Below are 17,656 nucleotides of genomic sequence, written 5' to 3'. Positions count from 1 at the left end.
GCAGGTGATTCAGTGAATGGCGCTTATTTGAGCCCCATCATTTCCTTTAATTCGGCCATTTTAGTTTTCGACAAAGGGACCGCTGACTTTAACTGATCATCGAGTATCAGGCTGTAGCTATTGCGAGTGTATGTGACGACTTCTCTTACCTTTTGAAGATTAACGATATAAGAACGATGACAACGGAAAAAGCCATAGGTCTGCAATCTTTCCTCCAGCTCGTTGATTTTGAAAGTCGTCGGATACATCTCACCCTTGATATACAGAATAGATTGCCCCTCACTGCTCTCGATATAATCAATCTCCGGTGGATTAAAGAGAATGATCTTGTCATTCATCCGGGTCGGGATTTTCTCGAAGCGGACCAACTGGACGACGGGTTCTTCTTCCGCGGCTGCTTCTTCAACTACTTCTTCAACTACTTCTTCAACTACTTCTCCAACTACTTCTCCAACTACTTGTCTAACTTCCTTATCTACGAGTAGGCCAGACTGATTTGCTTGTTTGTGACTATCATGTGTGTCTTGAACATCGAAGGCTTTCAGCCCCCTCTCATCCAGACGATACACCTGACTTGTCACGCTAAGCGCAGTTTCCATATTACCAGTCAGCACCAGCACGCTTTTGCCGCTATCACCCAGCGTACGGACTATTTTCTGGAAAACCAGCTTTGTCTCATTGTCCACGTTCTGATCCGGCTCCTCAAATACGAAAAGGGCAGGATCCTGGAACAATAAGCGGGCGTACTGTACCCTTCTTTTCTCTGACAGGCTCAGATTGGATAAGCGTATATTCACTTTTGATTCGAGCTTAACCGTACGGATAATGCTATCAAGTGCTGTATCAGAGCCATACAGATTTTTGTAGAAAATAAAACTCTCTTTTACCGTTAGCCGCTCGTAAAGTCCCTCTTCCAAGAGCAGTAACCCGAGCTGTGACAAGTAAGCCTTCTTATTTCCGCTGTATGCTTCTCCATTTAACCAAATCTCTCCGCTAGAGAGCGGTAATCTTCCAGTCAGCATGGCTAATAAAGTATTGCGTACGTTCATGCTTGAATACAGCGCAATTACTTCATGTCGCGCCACTTCTATATGAAAAGGAGGGAAAACAAGCACATTTTCCGTATACCTCTCTAGCTCCCTGATCTGCAGAACAACCACTTTATCACCTAACCTACCTATAGTTCCAATGAAGAGTTTATCCATTGAACTTGTTCATTATACAATACGGAGGCATAGTGCTGAAACACCAAGCCTTTCAAATCATGCGGTTTCCGATGTCCGGAATGACAAATGATACGGTTGTTCCTTCAGTGGGTTTACTGACTATAGACAAGCCTTGACCATACAACTGTGTCAACCGCCGATTCGTATTGGAAAGTCCAATTCCGACTTTTCCCTTCATTGTTGGACTCAACAGTTGAACCACCTTGTCTTGCTCCATGCCCTTGCCATTATCTTTGACTTCAATAAGCGTAGAGCTGTCCTGGCGAATAACCCGAATATGAACCGTGCCGCCTTGAATCTGGCTAAGGAGGCCGTGCTTGACAGCATTTTCAATAAGGGGCTGGATCGTAAGCGGAGGGAGAAGCAAGGTGAGGTTGGGTTCAACTTCCCATTCTATAGACAGCCTGTCCTCAAACCGCTCTTTTTCGATGTACAAATAGGCTTCTGCAAGCGCCAGTTCATGGGCTAGTTCTACCAGGTGGCCCGTGTTCAGGAAATCGAAGCTAATCCGTAAAAAGGAAGCAAAAGCATCGCCCAGCTTAAGCATTTTATCCGTATCTATATCGCTCAGTGCCATAATGGAATTAAGCGTGTTGAATAGAAAATGAGGATGAATTTGTGCCTGCAGATAGGCGGCCTCCATGCGTAAACGCTCATTAATGGATTGCTTCAGCGTCGTCAACGCTCTGATTCGGTATTTGAGTTCCAGAGCGTCTACAGGCTTGGTCACATAATCATTGGCTCCCGACGCGAAACCGGTGTAGATGTCAGCAGGCTGACTTCGTGCGGTCAGCAGTAAAACCGGAAGCTCCGATACGGAGTAACGCTCCCTTACTCGCTGCGTCAACTCATAGCCGGACATATGTGGCATCATGACATCGGCAATCAGCAGGTCCCACTGCCCCGTGCCCAGTAATTCCAACACCTCGCGGGCTGAGTGGGCTGTTGTGATGTCATACGGCTCCGACGAAAGGATGCCAACGAGCACATTGAGGTTGACGGGATCGTCATCAACTGCAAGTATATTCACCTTCTCCTCATTCAAAAGCGGCGGGAGAAGCAAGGAGGTTGCCAACTCTCCGATTACGATGTTCTGAAAAATCAACCCAGCCGGACCATTCTCAGATCTGTCGGATATTTGATGAAGATCAGGAGACTGCTGCGACAATGGGAGATTCGACACGCTAGCTAACGGAAGACCAAAACTGAAGACGGAGCCCTTGCCGAGTTCGGAGCTAACCGTTATTTCACCGCCGTGCAATTCTACCAGCTGCTTGCATATGCTTAACCCAAGTCCGATGCCTCTCCCGTCGTCTATCCCGTAAGACCCTTGCTCGTAAGGGAGAAACGCCCGCGCCTGTATATCCTTACCCATGCCGGCCCCGGTGTCGGAGACATGGATTACGGCAAATCCGTCCAGAATCTCAGCGGATACAGAGATGGTGCCTTCTTCCGTGTATTTGAGGGCATTATGCAATAAGTTATACAAAATTTGCACGAGTCTTTTCTCATCGGCCATGACGAGCGGCATTGATTCCGTGATATCCATAGTTAGCTGAATTGGCTTGCCTTCTATCATGAATTTGAGCATTGCGATTACGCCTGGAACGACCGATTGAATCTGTAAAGGCTCCTGCTGCAGTACAATGCGGTGTTCCTGAAGCCGTGCGACATCGAGAAGATCACCAAGCATATGAGTCATACGGCGGCTTATGGTTATAAGCAGCTCCATGTCCTTAACGCTCCGCGCATTCATCTTCTCTCTTTCTTGAGTTACAACGGTCTGAGCGATATTCATAATACCATGCAGCGGCGTTCTCAATTCGTGTGAAGTATTGGCGAGAAATTGGTCTTTTAGCTTGTCGGCTTTTTTGAGCTGTTCGTTTAGCTTGGCGTTTTCCCTGGAATTGCGAAAATATTTCTTGAACCAGTAAGTGGAAAATCCAATAATGGCAATAATGAGATCGATTGGATAGTAAACTGTAGTAATTTCTTTGTCAGACTCCACGATGCTCCATAACAAGTTGGATATTATGCTTACTGCGGTTAGCAGCAAGAAGACGACGTCTTTGTCGGTCTGCTTCTTGAAGATCATGGTTCCTACTGTATAAATAAACCAAACAAATGGAATTAAATAGAAGGTGATAAATATCCTTAAATCGAACGTTCCATATACCCATGAAGCGGGTGCTGCCAGCAGGATTCCTGACAGAGAAACGATTGCTGCGGTGTAGGCACGCAGCCATACGTTTGGTGAAGGAGACGAAGCGAATCTTCTGAAAACAAGAAGAATAAAGTAGTTTTGCCACAGGAGGGAAATGATTCTGATCTTGATCGCCCATGTATAGTTAAACGGCAGCCATAACAAAAGCACGTTATCATGCCCGATTAAAATCGCTATTCCGACCGTCAACGTTAACAGACTCGTAATGAGCAAAGCCCGTTCTTGAGGGTTAAATATGTAGAGGATACAAGCATACAAACCGTGAAGCAGCATGATAATAAACGTAACCAGTTGAAATCCGATAGAGTACCAGCGCACGTGGTCAATAGAAGCCTGAGAGCCGAAGCGAATGGAGCGCAGCATTCCGCCGTTAAAAGGCTCGTCGAAATTAGCTGCCCGAATGAGCAGCTCTATCTCAGTTGTCCCTTCCACAGAGTAGGAAGCTGTATAAGAGACATTTTTGGGTGTATATTCATTTTCGTTCGTGGCAGGTTTACCGATAATGGCCGAAGCAATCCCGTTGATTTCTACTTCTGATGAAGCTTGAATTCCTTGAAGCCAGAAGGCGACAGGCTGCTTCAAGGGATCTATTAGAATGCTCAGCCGATACGTTCCGTACCCGTATGAGGAGCCAGAATCCTTATTCAGCACATCTCCCCAGTCTCCTGGAACCTGAATATTGTGGAACTGGATTTCCTCCGACTGTAAATCTTGACGTGAAATAAATTTTCCAGGATAGAACTGCCATTGACCGTCTAGATAGAAGGGGGAGGATTTCTCCAAATCCACCCCGCGCATGTCGATTACACCACTGACAGCACGGAAGTGATCCGATGTAGGGAACATTTCGGACCAAGCCCATCGCAGACAGAGGAGGGTGCAAAGAAACAATATAATGATAGCTATATACTTAGGGGTGGTTTGATTTAATATTCGCATCATACCCAGAAATTCGACATAATTAGCGAATATTCCTCTATTTAAATGGGTCTGCGTTCATCTTCCCGAAGGGCATCGCGGTGAGAGTATCTCACAAATAAGGGGGCACCTGACAAGTCAAATCATTTGCTTATTCTGGTTGTCCGGAATAATAAATGACACGGTTGTTCCCTCATTGGGCTTACTGAATATAGACAAGCCTTGGCCGTACAATTGGATCAATCTTCTATTCGTATTGGCCAGTCCAATTCCACCCGTTCCCTTCATTGTTGAGGTTAATAGCTGATTAACCTTTTCTTGGTCCATTCCCTTGCCATTATCACTTACTTCAATTAGCGTGGAATGATTATGGCGTGTAATCCGAATATGGACCCTGCCACCGTTCTTCCGACTAAGAAGGCCGTGATTGACGGCATTTTCAATCAGCGGCTGGATCGAGAGCGGCGGGAGAAGGAAGTTGATGCCAGGTTCAACTTCCCAAACAATAGACAGTCTGCCCTCAAACCGTTCTTTTTCGATATACAAATAAGCTTCTGCAAGCTTCAATTCATGGGAAAATGAGACCAGTTCCCCTGTGTTGAGGAAATCAAAACTGATCCGCAAATAAGAGGCAAAAGCATCTCCCAAATCTCGCATCTTTTCCGTGTCTATCTCGCTAAGAGCCATAATGGAGTTAAGCGTGTTGAATAGAAAATGAGGATGAATTTGGGCTTGCAGATAGGCGGCTTCCATGCGTAACCGTTCATTTACAGATTGCTTTAGTGTAGTTAATGCCCTGATTCTATATTTTAGTTCCAGAGCGTCAACGGGTTTGGTCACATAATCGTTGGCTCCCGAAGAGAACCCGGTATAGATGTCAGCATGCTGAGCACGTGCAGTAAGCAGCAAGACCGGAAGCTCTGATACGGAATAATGCTCTCGTACTCTCTTCGTCAGCTCGTAGCCGGACATGTGTGGCATCATGACATCAGCAATAAGCAGATCCCACTTCTGTGTGCCTAGCAGCTCCAACACTTCGAGGGCTGAATGGGCTGTTGTGATGTTATACGGTTCCGTCGAAAGGATTCCAACCAGCACTTTCAGGTTGACGGGATCGTCATCCACTGCAAGAATATTTGCCCTCACCACGCTCATTAGAGGGGGAAGATTTGAAGAGGCTGCAGCTTCGTCGACGGCCTTGTCGGGTATTAGCAATCTGGAAGCTTCAACTTCACTTCCATCCATGATCTGTTGGAGGAGAAGAGGTTGGTGCGGCAATGGGAGATCTGGCGCGTTCGCTAACGGCAGATCAAAGCTGAATACGGAGCCCTTACCCGGTTCCGAGTGAACCTTCAAGGTACCGCTGTGCAATTCTACCAACTGTTTGCAAATGCTTAAACCAAGTCCGATGCCTTGCCCATTGCTTACCCCATAAGACCCTTGCTCATAGGAAAGAAACACCCGCTCCTGCGTTTCTGAATTCATGCCGACCCCGGTATCGGAGACATGGATGACGGCATATCCGTCCCGAGTCTCGGCGGAAACGGTGATCGTTCCTTCTTCCGTATATTTGAGAGCGTTATGCAGCAGATTATACAAAATTTGAACGATTCTTTTTTCATCAGCCATTACCGGCGGCATCGATTCCGCGATATCCATATGAATTTGAATGGACTTTCCTTCTGTCATAAATTTTAGCATGGCGATTACTCCGGGAATGACCGATTGAATCCTTAAGGGCTCCTGCTGCAGGATTATCCGGTGCTCTTGAAGCCGTGCTACATCGAGAAGATCCCCCAGCATATTCGTCATGCGGCGGCTTATCGTTATAAGCAGCTCCATATCCTTCAGGCTATCCGCATTCATCTTGTCTTTCTCTTTGGTTACAACGGTTTCTGCGATATTCATAATACCGTGCAGCGGCGATCTCAGTTCGTGCGACGTATTGGCGAGAAATTGGTCTTTCATTTTGTTTACTTTTTTTAACTGCTCATTTAGTATCGCGTTCTCTCGGGAATTCCTGAAGTATTTCTTGAACCAATAGGTGGAAAATCCGATAAAGGCCGCGATGATATCGATTGGATAATAGACGGTTATAACGGGTCCCACTGATCTCCACGTCAGGTTGGATATGATGCTTACAGAGGCTAACAGCAAGAAGATGATGTCTTTGTCGGCCTGTTTCTTGAAAATCATTGTTCCTACTATGTAAATAAACCAAATAAGCGGAATAAAAGTGAAGGCAATAATTAATTTTGAATCAATTGCTTTATGTACAAATGAAGCGGGTACGATCAATAGTATTCCTGTAATGGTAACCAGTGCTGCTGTGTATATTTGCAGCCATACATTTCGTATAGGAGCATCAGAGAATCTTCTAAAAACAAGAAGCACAAAAAAGTTTTGCCACAGAAGCGAGATCACCCTGATTTTAACTGCCCATGTATAATTAATGGGAAGCCATTGCAAGAGCACATGATCATTAGTGCTTACAATTAATATGCCAACCACCAGCGTTAACAGACCCATAATCAACAAGGTACGTTCTCGAGGATTGAATAAGTAGAGAATACAAGCATATAAGCCATGAAGCAGCAAAATAATAAAAGTAACGATTTGAAATCCAATGGAGTACCCACGCACGTGGTCAATCGCTGCCTGAGAGCCGAAGCGAATGGAGCGATTGATCCCGCCACCATTGGGGTTGTCGAAGTTGGCAACGCCAATAAGCAATTCAATCTCCGTTGTGCCTTCGATAGAGTAGGAAGCGGTGTAGGAGACATTCTTGGGCGTGTATTCATACGCGTTCGAAGCGGGGCTCCCACTACCGCCTGAGGCTACGCCATTTATTTCTACTTGCGATGAAGCTTGAATGCCTTGAAGCCAGAATACAACAGGTTGCTTTAGCGGATCGATTAAAATCCGCAACCGATACGTTCCGTATCCATACGAGGAGCCAGAATCCTTATTCAGCACATTGCCCCAGTCTCCTGGAACCTGAATATCGTGGAACTTGATTTCCTCCGACTGCAGATCTTGACGTGAAATTAATTTTCCAGGGTAGAATTGCCATTGACCATCCAAATTGAAGGAGGAGGCTTTCTCCAAATCTACCCCGCGCATGTCGAGTACACCACTGACAACACGAGAGTGTGCCGATGGAGGGAACATTTCGGACCAAGCCCATCGCAGACAAAGGAGGGTGCAAAGAAACAATATAATAATAGTTATATATCTAGGTGTGGTTTTATTTAATATTCGCATCATACCCAGAAATTCGACATAATTAGCTAATATTCCTTTAGAAATTATTTGTTTAATGTTTTTAAGCTATACTATAACCTTTTCCGCCAACAGGCCTTATCTGGGTTGCTTCGACACCGGCTATTAGTGGCATGGCAAGCTGGATAGATGCTTTTGTTTCTTCTTGTGCAAGGGAAGCTGCATGTGCTTCTTCATGACTCCAAACTTCTGTTACCCATACAGTATCAGGCTCCGTATCCGAGACATTGACGATATATATTTCGCATTCCTTAACAGACTGAGCGGCCGCGGCGCCGTCCAGCAGAATTTGTACCAAAGCGTCCCGCTGACCAGGTTTAGCCGAGAATTTAACATACATTCCGAATTTGCTCATTTTGAACACCTTCCTTAACTTAGGTAATTACTTGTCCTATTCTTTGTCAAACCATACCATCCTTCTTGCGAGCAGCTGGTTATTGTGATGAGATTTCTCCATATATCCTGTCGGCTTGTAGCCCCATTTGGACAGTTGATTTTCCAAGTGCCTTGTTTCCCGTTCTTCCCCATTAGGACCTAAAATCAGTCTGCCCCCAGGTGCAACATAGTGGTTTAATAAACGCTCAAGAAAACTTCTTTGCTTATTTACGGGTACGTAGCTGAGTTCTTTTACACAAACAAAATCATACTTCTCCGCTTCAGGTTTCCAATACATGGCATTACCAATAAACAGCCTATCTTTCCAATCGGGAAGTCTTTGTACCGCTAAATCGATAAGGCCTTCTGAAATGTCTAGCCCATAAAATTCAACGGAGTAATACCCCAGGCTTTTCGTCCACCTATCCAATGACTCCAGCAAGTAACCATTAGCACAGCCAACATCAATGAAGGAACCATTTTTGTGGATCGCTTCAAGTATCATGAAATGGGACTGAAAGTAATGATGCTCATTTCCACTATGCCCGGATTGACCTCTTGGATTATCACTTGCTATATAATGACTTGAGAAATGCTGCTTGTTAATTTCATACCACTCTTCTTCTGTAATTATCCCTTGATCTAAAGCATTCTGCTGCTCTTCATTAAATTCATATGCTCGGTTAATTATTTTTTGTAAAGACTTGTCTTTCATCCTGTCTAACACCTCCATGAAAAATGTGTTCCTTATAAATAATAAGGTTTTTTACGGAAATGTATATACTTATTATGGAAATTATTGATTAAAAAAGCCTACAATGCATTACGGATGCTGAGGATATATTTAGCCGTATCGAGAGGGTTGACGCCCCGCCGTTTGCGCTCTGCCTTCACGTCTGGGGGACATTCCTCGTAACCATCGAAGAGGGTGGACAACGATGCACGGCCTTTCGTAAGCGAACCTAGCTTAACGGAGTAGTCCAGCGAAGTCGCGACGGGGATCCGGCCATGGATGGTCATTCGGTCGCCATGCAGCAAAGGCGTCTCGAATGTAGCCCTCATGAGGACAAGATCATTCATGACTTTGCTCCGTACTCTTCAGGTACGGTTAGACGGAATTGCAGAATAGGCTCCAGAAGCTTCGTACCTATGCGGTTTAATCCGTCCATGATAGCCATTGGAGTGGCGACTACGAAATCCAGCGGATGGGTATGCCAGACATGATGCTGCCCTTCTACCAGGGTCACACGCAAGTCGACAACCTCCCAGCCGAACATGCCTTGCTGCAAGGCCTCCGGCACACGACGAGCCACCTCGTTCTGATATTGCGGCAGCAAGTCTTCTGTCCGGACCTGGCCGCTATACTCCAGGCCGGTACGGCGTGGCAGCGGTTCCATCTTAAATCGCAAGATTGCCCAGCAGGGTTTGGGCATCGTATAGGCAATGAAGCCTTCCCCGGCACCGCACAACGTTTCCTTGTATATGACGGATGGCTGACCGAATGTAACCCTAAGGCCAAATCGGCTTTCAAGTAATCCGTCTAATACCTCAAGCTGGATGGGTCCCATCACCTTCAGATGCAATTCCCGTTCCTCCTGCAGCCACTGTAGAGCGAGGACAGGGTCCTCATCCGCAAGTTCTTGGAAAGCGGCAATGACACGGGGATACTCTTGCTCATTGGCCCAGTGTACCTGCACGGTCAAGAGGGGGACCGCCAGCTTGGCTTCCTCCGGAATAAGCTCACCACTGCCGATTACGTCGCCAACCTGGACATGCTGCATACCGCAAACAGCCGCGATATCACCGGCTTCAAGCAAGCCGATATCTTCGGATTTTGGACCATCGATTTTACGGATTTGTGTGATTTTCTCATCGAGCCCCTGAGTCAGATTGTGCACGATATCGCGGTTGCGGATCGTTCCTTGATACAATCGAATAAATGCAATACGTCCCATTGATTTATCTCTTTCGATCTTGAAGACAAGCCCCGATACAGGTCCTGCTGATACCCCACTCGGTGCAGGCAGGTATGTGATGATGGCATCCAGCAGCTCTTTAATGCCGATCCCCTTGCTTGATGAACCATAAAGAACCGGAAATAAGGCGCATCTATGTGTCAGGGACTTAAATTCCGACTTCCATTCCTTGAGATCCAGTGATGGATCAGGCATGCCTTCATTCAGGTAGCGCTCGAGCAGCGTTTCATCCGTCTGAGCCAACGTTTCCACCAATTCCGTCTGGGCAGTAAGAAAAGCAGGCCCGTCATTCGGATCTTGTGAAGCAGGGAAGGCCGACCAAAGATCGAAGGTGCCTTGGAACGTTTCGGCTTTACCCTTCACAAAGTGAACCGGCATCGCTGCAGGAGACAGGTGCTTTCGTATGTCGTCCAATACACGGTCTTCCTCTGCCCCGATCCGGTCCATCTTGTTCACATAAATGATGGTCGGTATGGAAAGCTTACGGAGAGCGTGCCATATGGCTTCTGTTTGTGCCTGCACGCCCTCCACGGCTGATACAATTAGCACGGCGCTGTCCATTACCCGCAGCGTGCGTTCTACTTCGGATAGAAAGTCGAAGTGACCTGGCGTGTCTACCAAATTGACGAAGACGTCCTTCCATTGGAACAGGGTCACCGCCGCGCGCACCGATATGCCCCGTTCGCGTTCGACCTCCAGCCAGTCCGTCTGGGCGGTGCCCCGGTCCACGTTGCCAAGCGTGCGGATACGTCCGCTTTCATATAAGAGATGCTCGGTCGTTGTGGTCTTGCCGGCATCGACGTGAGCAAAAATGCCCACATTTCTCCGTACGGTTCGATTGTCTTTCTCCATTACCGTAACCCCTTTGTTTTTCACGAACTTTGGTTCATTATAACATGGCAGTTAAAGGTGTGGCTTCATCATGTTGGCGGGAATTATGGCTATCGGGTACTTCTTGCATCTCATTGAGTTTGCGTTATGGATGTTGAATCTGCGTTATATACACGTATTCTTAAATCATTTAATCTTTAAATACAGCGGAAGCAGGCGTCAATGAAAGCGATTGCCAAATAAGTTTCCGCAGCCACATACACACTTTGGGAGGTCATGTTATGAAACAATCTATGAAGCGCTTGTTGACTGCAGGCTTAATTTTCACCATGTTCGCAGTGCTGCTTGCTGCTTGCGGCGGTGGTGGAACGAATACAACCGACAACAATTCGGGACAGACGACAGACAATCCAGACAAGCCGTTCGCCGGAAAGAAGCTGTCGATCGTGACTGCCAACCACCCATGGGGCGACGCCATTAAAGAAATGCTGCCGGAATTCGAAGCGAGCACGGGGATGAAGGTAGACGTGCAAAGCTTTTTTGAAGACCAATTGGCCCAAAAGCTGACTGTGCAAATGACCGCCGGTTCCGTAACGCCAGATGTATTCATGTACAGCCCTCTCCAGCAAGCAAAGCTGTTCGTCAAGAACGGCTGGATCTACCCGCTTGACGATTACGCCAAAAAAGAAGCCGCCTACGACTTCGACGACTTCTCCAAAGCTTCCGTCGGCTCCAACATGATAGACGGAAAGCTCTATGGCATCCCGATCATAACGGAACAGCATATCTTGTATTACCGTAAGGATCTGCTGCAGCAAGCCGGCATTGCCGTTCCCAAAACGATGGACGAGCTATTGGCGGCAGCGCAAAAGCTGCACGATCCCAAGAAAGAAATATACGGCTTCGCCGCACGCGGCCAGCGTTCTCCACTCGTGTCGCAAATCTCCTCGTTCATTTATTCCGAGGGCGGCGATTTCATGAAGGACGACAAGGCGACAATCAATACGCCGGAAGCGATCAAAGGCATGACGACCTATGCCACATTGCTCAGAGACTACGGCCCTCCGGGCGTCTTGAACATGTCTTGGCCGCAAGCAATTGGTGTTTTCGCGCAAGGAAAAGCTGCCTTTTTCGCCGACGCCAACTCGTTATTCAAGAATGCAACGGATCCGGAGAAATCGAAAATTGCCGATCAGGTCGGGTTCGCCGTGTTCCCTGCAGGCAAGGAAGGGTCACAGCCGTTTAACATTACGTCTTGGGGTCTGGCTATGAACGCCAAAGCCGAAAATAAAGACGCAGCATGGGCATTCATTCAATGGGCTTCCAGTAAAGAGATTGTGCTGCTCACTCAGCAAAAAGGAAACCCGGGTGCCCGCATGTCAGTATGGGATAACCCGGAAGGCATAACCGCGTTCCCTAAAGAGCTCGCAGAGGTAACGAAGGAAACGCAAAAAGGCGGCGTAGATCATTCCCTGCCGCCTGTCGACAAGGTTAGTGAAGCACGTGACATCATCGGTGCGATCGTCCAGAAGTCGATCAGCGGAGAAGACATCAAAGCCGCCGCCGAGCAGGCTAATAAAGAATTTCAGGTGCTGATTGACAAGGAAAAAGGAAAATAACGCGAGCGGAAACGGGGGGTGCACCTTTTTGCGGTGCATCCTTTTGCTTACCCGGAGACCGAAATGGAAAGGATGATACTAGTGCCGACAAACTGGTTTGACCGCAACCTCAAATGGATTTACACCATGCCAGCGGTTTTGTTTGTTCTTCTGATGATGGTATTCCCTATTCTGTATACATTTAGAATCAGCTTCTATGAATGGAGCATGTCGTCAACCACGAAACCGATATGGGTAGGGCTCGACAATTATGTATCCCTGCTCTCAGACCCGCGGTTTTGGGAATCTGTCCAAAATACGTTCGTTTTCTCGGCAGGCGCTCTGATCCTCGAAACGGTGCTTGGCATAGCGATCGCTATGCTGCTGTATCGCGATTTTCTCGGCAAAAATATAGTCAAAACGCTGTTTTTACTGCCGATGGTAGCCACTCCCGTCGCGATGGGCCTCGTGTGGCTGCTCATTTATGAGCCATCGATCGGAGTCGCCAACATGCTGCTCAAATGGCTTGGTATGGACCCCCAGTTGTGGATCGCATCGCCGAGCCAGGTTATCCCATCCTTGATCATCATCGATGTATGGGAATGGACGCCGATGATCGCCCTGATCATCATGGCCGGGTTAGCGACGCTGCCTTCGGAGCCTTATGAGGCGGCCAACGTGGACGGAGCAACAGGCTGGCAGAAGTTCATGCATCTCACGCTGCCGATGCTGCGCCCAACGATTATCGTTGCCGTTATGCTGAGATTGATCGACGTTTTGAAAACGTTCGATATTATCTATGCAACAACGCAGGGGGGGCCGAATTTGAAATCCGAGACGCTTAATATTTATGGCTATACGCTCGGCTTCCAGTACTTCAAGCTCGGGACGGCATCATCGCTGCTGGTAGTCTTTTTCGCGCTGGTCATGGGATTCACCCTTATTATGATTTGGCTGCGCAAACGTCTGGAGGTGTCTTCATGAAGAATAAGCAACGGATGACAAAGGTCATCTTATCCAGCTTGACGCTAGCCGTCGTTCTTGCTTTCTCGTTTCCGTTTATCTGGATGCTGTTAGCTTCCTTTAAGACGCAGTCGCAAATTATGTCGACCGATCAATTTTTCGTGTTCAAGCCTACGGGTAAAAACTATGAAAGCGTCTTTCAGCAATACGATTTTCTGAAATATATCGTCAACAGCTTCATTGTTGCACTCGGCTCGACGCTCGGCTCGCTCCTGCTGGGGCTGCCCGCCGCTTATGCCATCGCCCGTTACCGTTTGCAGGGACTCGGTCTTATTATTCTCGTAGCACGGATTATTCCAGGAATCACCTTCCTGATTCCATGGTTCATTATTTTCTCCAAGCTGGGGTTGGTTGACAGCTTTACGTCGCTTATTCTGAGCCATATGCTCGTTGGGCTGCCATTTATTATTTGGATTATGATTTCATTCTTTGAAGGTCTTCCACAAGAAATCGAGGAGGCCGGCCTGATCGACGGCTGCACACATTCACAAGTATTCCTGCGTATCGTGCTTCCCATATCGGGTCCTGGCATTATCACATCATCTCTGTTATCATTTATTTTCTCGTGGAACAACTTCATGTTCTCGATCATTTTGGCCGGCGACAAGACGAAGACGCTGCCCGTCGCCGTATTCAATTTCATGTCCTATTCGGAAATTAACTGGGGTGCCTTGATGGCTGCAGCCTGTATCATTACGCTGCCGGTCCTCGTGATTGCACTGTTGGCACAGCGCTATATTGTCAGCGGTCTTGCAGCAGGTGCGGTGAAGGGGTAAATCGCGGAGGAATACAAACCGAAAATACAATCCGAAAATACAATCCGGTAAGGGGCGGTCTGCCGATGACGGGAAAGCCGACGATATTCAGCAAGGTGATCGTACTGATTGTGCTGCTGCTAACGCCTGTGCTCATTTTGTACATTTACACGAACAAGGTCAGCATGGATGTAGTAAGAGACCAAATTGAATCATCGAGTATCAGCCAGCTATCCTTTTTCCTGCAGCAGCTGGATACTACAGTCGAGCAGCTTGCGATGTTTCCCGGCATTCTAAGCTCGGACCCTTACTTAAGTGAGTTTGTCGATCACAGATCGGATAAGCCTTACGATAGGCTGAAGGAGCAAACGCGTCTAATGCAGAAGCTCAGTCTGCAGAGTGTTTCCAGTGCTTGGACGAACGACTTGACGTTATATTTGCCCGGAGACCGCATGGTGATTTCCTCCAATATATTTAAAGACTACAGTTCGGAAGATGTCAACAAATTCGCACCGCTCACGAATTGGAGCTATGACGCTACCGTTCGGGGGGATGCAAGGACACCCGGGGCCCGTTTTGTCCGGCAAATTGTCGATCCCGTACATGCAACTCAGGCATCCGAAATCAACGCGATGATTCAAGTAAGCTTCCCGGTTACTAACGTTTCTTCCATGCTGGACCAAGTGAAGACTGGTGGCAAAGGCGATCCGTTTCTTTACCGCAATGGCTTCCCGCCTATCGGCAGCAAGACGATGAATGACAGCTTCGTGAAAGATTTAAACAGCCTGCTTGACGGTCAAGTCATGCAAGATAGCGGGCGCCTCGTGACGACGCTTGCTGGCAGGGAGGTTAAGATATACTATGTGAAATCCAAGCAGCTCGGCTGGTATCTGGTTGATTATGTGCCCGTCGCCAGCATTTTGGCTCCGATCCGCGAAACGAATGCTTTCTTTTATACTACGCTCGGGATGCTGCTGGCCATGAGCCTGCTGGCCGCCTACTTGCTTTACCGGAACGTCCAGAAACCGATTGGCAAGCTGGTGCGTGGTGTGCAGTTGCTTAAGAAGGGCGATTTGTCCGCCCGAATCAGCTACCGCCCACATAACGAGTTCGATTTCTTATTCGAACGCTTCAACGAGATGGCTGAACAGATTCAAGATCTGGTTCAGCGGGTTTACGCCGAGAAAATCCGCCTGCACGAAGCGACGCTGAAGCAGCTTCAGGCCCAGATCAATCCGCATTTTCTTTATAATAGCCTGTTCTTCATCGTCAATACGGCGCTGCTTCAGGATACGAAATCCGTCGTGGCGATGGCGCAGAATTTGGCAGAATATTATCGGTATACGACGCGCATGGAAGACCGGACAGCTCCGCTCCGCGAGGAGTTAAAGCTCGTCGACAATTATTTGACGATCCACAACCTGCGGCTGCAGAGGCTCCATTACGAAATCGGGGTTCCGGAAGCGATGCTTGATCTACAGCTCCCGCGTCTGCTGCTGCAGCCGATCGTAGAGAACGCAATCGTCCACGGCATCGAAAACAAGCCGGGAGAAGGCATCATCCGCATTACCGGAGTCATATATGATGAATCCTGCGAAATCGTTGTGGAGGACAATGGAGTCGGGATGGCCGATGAAACCTTTGCCCAAATGGAACGGCAGCTTGTCCTTCAGAGGGAGGCGTCATCCGGATTCGGCGTTTGGAACGTGAATCAGCGCTTGCATTACGTGTTCGGGGAAGGAGCGGGTCTTCGTTTATCCCACAGTCCGCTCGGCGGATTGCGCGTCACCTTAACATGGAGGAGGGATTCGGCGCATGGCACAGCTATTGATCGTGGATGACGAAGCCCACGTTGTGGAACGACTTGCCGAGCTTGTCCCTTGGGAGCAGATCGGCATAGCATCCGTGCATAAGGCATACTCTGCTTATGAAGCACTCGAGCTGCTGAGCCTGCAGGCTATCGATATCGTCATTACGGATATTCGGATGCCGGGCATGTCAGGTCTGGAGCTGTCCGAGCATATTCGAAACAAGTGTAAAAAAACGAAGTGTATTTTGCTGTCGGGACATGCCGAGTTCGAATACGCCAAAGAAGCCATCCTTCACGGTACGGCAAGCTATTTACTCAAACCGGTATCCGACGAGGAACTGCTCGCTACCGTCTCCCGTGTCCTGCAGACGCTTCGTGAGGAATGGAACGCGATTATTTCGCAGGAGCGGATCGCACGGACGCTTCGTGAAAATTTGCCGCAGTTAAGAAGTACTCTGCTTAGCGAGCTTCTCCTAGGGAAACGTTATTCGGAGAGCGATCTGCAGGATAAAATGGCGATGCTGGGTGTGCCCGATTTTTTTGGAAAATCGTTCTCACTTCTGCTTGTCCGTCTTGAAAAGCCCTTCTATGGATACGAGCAGCGCAGCCTGGCGCTTGTGGAATACGCGGTAGGCAACATGGCGGAGGAGCTGTTCGCCCCCAATTACAAGCTCTGGTATGGCAAGGATACGCATGATTATCTCGTTTTTGTTATGACAACGGAATCAAGTGAGAGCTGTGAGGCTGAGCAGCAGCAGCTCACGCTCGAACGCACGGCTGCGCAACTGCAGGATGCCATTCATACGTATTTAAAAGGTGAGGCTACAGTATTGATCAGCGGCACAGGAACGTTTCCACAGGATTTGTCCGCTCAATATGATGGAACATTGTGGACTCTGCGCAGAAGGGTTGGTGCAGAACAGGACTTGATTTTGACCGTGTCGAACGCTGAGCAGGAGAGGACGGAGGTACGGTCCATCGCTTCCCTGTATGAGCTGCCGACACTTGCGCAGCTTCTTGAGGCGGGCCAATGGGCAGTTGCCGATCAGCGGCTAGAGCGGATATTTGAAGAGCTTCGGAGCAAGCGCAGCGAGGTCGAGGAGCTTCTGCTCGAGGCGTATTTCGCTATTGCCTCAGCCGCTGCTTATTACGCCCATAAGAACGGCCGCCCGCTCTCCGGACTGATCGGGGCCGGCTACGATAAGCTGCTGCAAGGAGTGCCATACCGGTCCGTCGAGCAGCTCGAAGATTGGACGACTGCGGTCATGAGCAGTCTCCGCAGCGAAACCGAAAGCGAAACAAAAGATTCGCGCACAAAGCTGATTGCCAGCGTCCAGCAATTCGTCGAACAGCATCTGGCCGATGACGTTTCCTTGACGGCCATTGCAGTTCATGTTTATATGCATCCTGTTTACATCTCCAAAATCTATAAGCTGGAAACCGGCGAGAACGTGAGCGATTATGTATACCGGCTTCGGATGGAAAAGGCGGTGCAGATGCTTTTGCACACGCCGAGCAAAATTTATGAAATAGCGGCCAGTATTGGCTATCAGCGGGCGCATTCGTTCATCCATGTATTCAAAAAGCATACGGGACTCACGCCGCAGGAATATAGAGACATGTACGCTCTCCAATAAT

The 17,656-nt window shown here is 48.2% G+C and carries 12 protein-coding genes; 5 read left to right on the top strand and 7 right to left on the bottom strand.

Features of this window, described 5'->3' with window-relative positions:
• Nucleotides 1-23 precede the first annotated feature (23 nt).
• The 7 genes from J2Z66_RS15395 to J2Z66_RS15370 form a co-directional block, all read right to left on the bottom strand.
• Nucleotides 24-1,160, bottom strand: coding sequence for a LytTR family transcriptional regulator DNA-binding domain-containing protein (locus tag J2Z66_RS15395; protein WP_209972319.1), 1,137 nt, complete (start codon nt 1,158-1,160; stop codon nt 24-26).
• Between the two features lie 97 nt (nt 1,161-1,257).
• A complete protein-coding gene (locus J2Z66_RS15390; RefSeq protein WP_245375573.1) occupies nt 1,258-4,296 on the bottom strand; it encodes a hybrid sensor histidine kinase/response regulator in 3,039 nt (1,012 codons plus the stop codon).
• A 210-nt stretch (nt 4,297-4,506) separates the two neighbouring features.
• On the bottom strand, nt 4,507-7,491 hold the full coding sequence (locus tag J2Z66_RS15385) for a hybrid sensor histidine kinase/response regulator (RefSeq protein WP_245375572.1): 2,985 nt from the start codon (nt 7,489-7,491) through the stop codon (nt 4,507-4,509).
• 202 nt (nt 7,492-7,693) lie between these two features.
• Complete coding sequence (locus J2Z66_RS15380; RefSeq protein WP_209972318.1) at nt 7,694-8,005, bottom strand: putative quinol monooxygenase; 312 nt, start codon at nt 8,003-8,005, stop codon at nt 7,694-7,696.
• 36 nt (nt 8,006-8,041) lie between these two features.
• Complete coding sequence (locus J2Z66_RS15375) at nt 8,042-8,740, bottom strand: class I SAM-dependent methyltransferase (protein WP_209972317.1); 699 nt, start codon at nt 8,738-8,740, stop codon at nt 8,042-8,044.
• A 98-nt stretch (nt 8,741-8,838) separates the two neighbouring features.
• Complete coding sequence (locus J2Z66_RS42655; RefSeq protein ID WP_245375586.1) at nt 8,839-9,087, bottom strand: hypothetical protein; 249 nt, start codon at nt 9,085-9,087, stop codon at nt 8,839-8,841.
• Between the two features lie 14 nt (nt 9,088-9,101).
• Entirely contained in the window at nt 9,102-10,853 is a 1,752-nt protein-coding gene (locus tag J2Z66_RS15370) for a GTP-binding protein (protein WP_245375571.1), read from the bottom strand.
• 260 nt (nt 10,854-11,113) lie between these two features.
• Here J2Z66_RS15370 and J2Z66_RS15365 point away from each other — a divergent pair, with 260 nt between their 5' ends.
• From J2Z66_RS15365 to J2Z66_RS15345, 5 genes are all read left to right on the top strand, one after another.
• Nucleotides 11,114-12,451: an ABC transporter substrate-binding protein gene (locus tag J2Z66_RS15365; RefSeq protein WP_209972316.1), complete on the top strand. Its 1,338-nt coding sequence runs from the start codon at nt 11,114-11,116 to the stop codon at nt 12,449-12,451.
• Nucleotides 12,452-12,532: 81 nt separating this feature from the next.
• On the top strand, nt 12,533-13,414 hold the full coding sequence (locus tag J2Z66_RS15360; protein ID WP_209972401.1) for a carbohydrate ABC transporter permease: 882 nt from the start codon (nt 12,533-12,535) through the stop codon (nt 13,412-13,414).
• On the top strand, nt 13,411-14,229 hold the full coding sequence (locus tag J2Z66_RS15355) for a carbohydrate ABC transporter permease (protein ID WP_209972315.1): 819 nt from the start codon (nt 13,411-13,413) through the stop codon (nt 14,227-14,229). Before J2Z66_RS15360 ends, J2Z66_RS15355 begins: the two co-directional genes overlap by 4 nt.
• Nucleotides 14,230-14,294: 65 nt before the next feature.
• Nucleotides 14,295-16,049: a sensor histidine kinase gene (locus tag J2Z66_RS15350; RefSeq protein ID WP_209972314.1), complete on the top strand. Its 1,755-nt coding sequence runs from the start codon at nt 14,295-14,297 to the stop codon at nt 16,047-16,049.
• Nucleotides 16,024-17,655 carry a response regulator transcription factor gene (locus tag J2Z66_RS15345; protein ID WP_209972313.1) on the top strand — a complete coding sequence of 544 codons (1,632 nt, stop codon included), beginning with the start codon at nt 16,024-16,026 and terminating at the stop codon, nt 17,653-17,655. The genes J2Z66_RS15350 and J2Z66_RS15345 overlap by 26 nt, the downstream gene beginning before the upstream one ends.
• Nucleotide 17,656: the final 1 nt, after the last annotated feature.

Source organism: Paenibacillus eucommiae (assembly GCF_017874215.1).
Classification (GTDB): domain Bacteria; phylum Bacillota; class Bacilli; order Paenibacillales; family NBRC-103111; genus Paenibacillus_AI; species Paenibacillus_AI eucommiae.
Note: the sequence above shows the minus strand (reverse complement) of the source record. Positions and strands in the feature narration are given on the sequence as shown.